The organism is Pelagimonas sp., from assembly GCF_058892305.1.
Genome location: NZ_JBZXVN010000079.1, coordinates 1 through 3,363 on the forward strand (window position 1 = coordinate 1; position 3,363 = coordinate 3,363).

At 53.7% G+C, this 3,363-nt stretch carries 4 protein-coding genes; 3 read left to right on the forward strand and 1 reads right to left on the reverse strand.

All coding sequences use genetic code 11. The annotated features are described in order from the left end of the window. Positions 1 to 146: 146 nt before the first annotated feature. Positions 147 to 1,220: a Hint domain-containing protein gene (locus AC5EFR_RS23120; RefSeq protein ID WP_493578049.1), complete on the forward strand. Its 1,074-nt coding sequence runs from the start codon at positions 147 to 149 to the stop codon at positions 1,218 to 1,220. Positions 1,221 to 1,353: 133 nt separating this feature from the next. Here the strand turns inward: AC5EFR_RS23120 and AC5EFR_RS23125 are convergent, their stop codons facing one another. Then, entirely contained in the window at positions 1,354 to 1,797 is a 444-nt protein-coding gene (locus AC5EFR_RS23125; RefSeq protein ID WP_493578050.1) for a hypothetical protein, read from the reverse strand. Positions 1,798 to 2,134: 337 nt separating this feature from the next. On the opposite strand from AC5EFR_RS23125, the gene AC5EFR_RS23130 reads away from it, so the two are divergent. Then, positions 2,135 to 2,338: a Com family DNA-binding transcriptional regulator gene (locus AC5EFR_RS23130; protein ID WP_366140067.1), complete on the forward strand. Its 204-nt coding sequence runs from the start codon at positions 2,135 to 2,137 to the stop codon at positions 2,336 to 2,338. Further along, positions 2,310 to 3,215, forward strand: coding sequence for a DNA cytosine methyltransferase (locus AC5EFR_RS23135; RefSeq protein ID WP_493578051.1), 906 nt, complete (start codon positions 2,310 to 2,312; stop codon positions 3,213 to 3,215). The genes AC5EFR_RS23130 and AC5EFR_RS23135 overlap by 29 nt, the downstream gene beginning before the upstream one ends. Positions 3,216 to 3,363: the final 148 nt, after the last annotated feature.

Genomic DNA, 3,363 nt, shown 5'->3' on the forward strand with positions numbered 1-3,363 from the left:
GCTGCCCTATAAATGTGTACCGTCGGCCAACACTGGATCACGGCTTCTATATAAATTTAGGTTTTTCTTAGCTAGCAATGACGCTGGATTTCACCTTTCCCTAACCCGAATAAGCTGATTGTTCCTTTGGAAGAAAGGATCAGTGCATGCCCGGCTATATTTCTGAACTGGACTACTTTGGCACTTCAGATCAGGAATTTGTCGAGATTGCAGTTCCTGCGGGAACTGTTGTTTCCAGCTATACTCTTGTTTTCTATCAGGCAGATGGAACGGTCTACAACACTGTTTCACTGGGGTCCTACACGGGAACATTTGGTGGTCAGGATGTCTACGTCGTGAATCAGTCGACTCCCGGGTTTGACTCTGGCGGCGATCCTACTGGCACCTTCTATCCAGACGATGCCATTGCCTTGGTAGACGACAGCGGCACAGTCCTTCAGTTCATGTCTTGGGAAGGCAATACAGTCAACGCCACCGAAGGCCCGGCGAGCGGAACATCAAGCACCAACGCCGGGTTCGGTGATCAGAGTCTACAATCTGATGACGGCGGCTCTTCGTACTACGCACAATCCAGTTCTAACGAAGGATCAATCCCGGCCTGTTACTCGCCTGGCACCTTCATTGAAACACCACATGGATTGCGCCGTGTTGAAGACTTGCGAGAAGGCGATCAGATTTGGACAGCGGACAGGGGCTCCCAAACTATTCATTTTATTTGGGAAGGCATCGACCCGCTGGAGTATGTGGAAGACAACAATTACCCGGTTCTGATTCAAGCGGGCGCGCTTGGGCCCCAACGGCCCTTTGACGATCTAATCGTCTCATCCCAGCATCGCATTCTTGCTGGCGCAGCGGGCCAACTGGAAGGCCGCTTCAAATCCGAGGTTTTTGTACCGGCAAAATCTCTTACATCATTGCCTGGAATTCGGTTCATGCGTGGCAAGAAATCAATGTCCTGGTTTCACTTTGCATGTAGCAACCACGAAGTCGTGCGCTCGAACGGTTGTTTGTCAGAATCGCTTTATCTGGGCCCGATGGTATTGCGAACTATTTCAAATAAGCTTCTTCATCCCTTGCGCAAAGTTTACCCGGACGCATCCTTTGTTGCGGCAATGAACGGTCCTCTGGCGCGGCGATGCCTATCGGTCGGACAGGTCAAGGACCATCTAAGCAAAAGTCAACGCCGCACCAAGCGCGCTCGACTGACAACGAATGCATAAGACACGCTTTCCAAAGCGGCCCGTCGTCTGTAACGCAGTAAAACGCAAAATGGATTCTTAGCGGTTGTTGGCCGATTGCTGCGCCAAAAACCCTATGTCCCCTTTGGGCTGGAAACAGCCGTCCGGTGCCTCTTTACTGAACTGTATCGCACAAGCGCTGAGTTGTGCGGTTTCTCAGTTTTTCTATATCGAGGGTCTCGATTTCCAGCCATTTAAGAGCACTTGGTATGTCATCGAAAATTCGTACCTGCATGAATTTTCCGCCAAGCATTATTGCAGAGAACATATGCGAGATACCGTACCCCAAGTCCGTTGGTGCGACGATTGCGACATCGACAGGTTTTGCGAGCTTGCCAAAGTTCCGTTTGTAGAAACCCTTGAGCGTGAACACGTCGATAAAACTCGCCCGTGCGTTCACCAAGTCAGTTAAATCCACCAAGAAACGTATTTCCGGGTCAAATTGCGGGTCCTCAAAATAGCGTTCCGCGAGCGACCTGAGTTCACTCAAATGGGTTTTTCCGGATACTTGTACATACTTCAACATTTCGTCGGTTGTGATGACATAAGTTGCAGGCATGTCCGCTTTCAATTTGTTTTAGCATTTGGTCTCAACGCGACCAGTGTACAGAAATTGATGCAACTTCATAGGGCTGTGGGTCCGCTTTGGGCTGACAGCCGCCGTTTGTGAGCTCCACCTTATATATACACGTGTGATCGCTAAAGGTTTGGGCTTGCGGGACCGTGCGGGATTCACCTCTGGAATCTGGCGTGATACTGGGAGGTCGCGGGGTGTCTCACCACCCCGCAACACGGGGCCGTAAGTCGCAAAACCAAACCCCGCCGACCAGCATACACTTTATGGCCGCTCCCACCCCTGATCAGGGACCGGCAACATGAGGTGAGTCGCCTTGAAGGTGCAAGCAGAAATCAGATGCACGAGTTGCGCGCGTTTGCTATTTAAGATGGAACCGGAGGCGCTTGTGGGTGATCTATCGATCAAATGCCCACGCTGCCGGTCCATCAATATACTGAGGCCAACCCAGAGCCCGAACCCCAAACGCCGCGAGCGTGACGGAACGGAGGCCCTATGTGGCTGTTCACCCCTCAACCCAACCTGAAGACCTTTGCGGCATCAGTCTTTGCGCCGGTGTCGGCGGACTTGATCTCGGGCTTCACATCGCAGAACCCGGATATCGAACTGTGTGTTATGTCGAGCGAAACAGTTTCGCCGCGTCCGCTCTCGTGGCGCGGATGGCGGACGCGTCCCTGGCACAGGCACCTATTTGGGACGATCTCAAAACCTTCGACGGCCGCCCATGGCGTGGCCGCGTTCATCTCATCTCTGCCGGTTATCCCTGCCAGCCCTTCACGCTCTCTGGATTGCGACAAGGCGAAGATGACCCAAGGCACCTCTGGCCAGACGTTGCGCGCATCGCCCGAGAAGTTGGCCCTGAGTGGTTGTTCTTCGAAAACGTCCCCGGCCATCTCACCCTTGGCCTGCAAGACGTCTGCGCAGACCTTCAAGCAATGGGCTACCGGGTTGCAGCGCGCGTCGTATCAGCGGCGCAAGTTGGCGCATCGCATACCCGTGAAAGGGTCTTCATTCTGGCCCACGCCGACATTCAAGGGCTCGGGCAACCGGGCGTGCATTGTGGGCGGCCCGGCGGGGATCCAGTTCAAGACGGATTTGAACCAGATCGGGTCACAGGTGGGCATCAAGAATGCGGCGAGCGCCTGGACACTCATGTGGGAGATGTTGATTGCAACGGGCTGGACGCCGAAGCGGTTCCGCTCTTCCCACCGGTTCCGGGTGATCTTGCTGAATGGGGAGAAGCACTCCAGCGATCCCCTGAGCTTAAACCCTGCGTTCACGGATTGGATGATGGGGTGGCCTTCGGGCTGGACCGATCCGCTGCAGCCGGTAACGGGGTGGTCCCAATGGCTGCGGCGCGCACGTACCTCGATTTGAAGGCTGAGTTGTTAAACCGGCTTTAAAGAGGTGTTGAATGGATCAGGGCAGGGCGGTTGTTTAAACGGTTTTGCCTTGATCGAGCTGGAAGGCCCGGCTAATCCCATCTCAGCCCAAAAGTGTTTTGCTGTAAAAACAAGTGTAATTTACTGTAAAACCAAGTGTCACGCTACA

Coding starts and splice junctions, on each gene's coding strand:
- AC5EFR_RS23125 (WP_493578050.1), bottom strand. CDS start 1,797: ATGCCTGCAACTTATGTCATCACAACCGACGAAATGTTGAAGTATGTA.
- AC5EFR_RS23120 (WP_493578049.1), top strand. CDS start 147: ATGCCCGGCTATATTTCTGAACTGGACTACTTTGGCACTTCAGATCAG.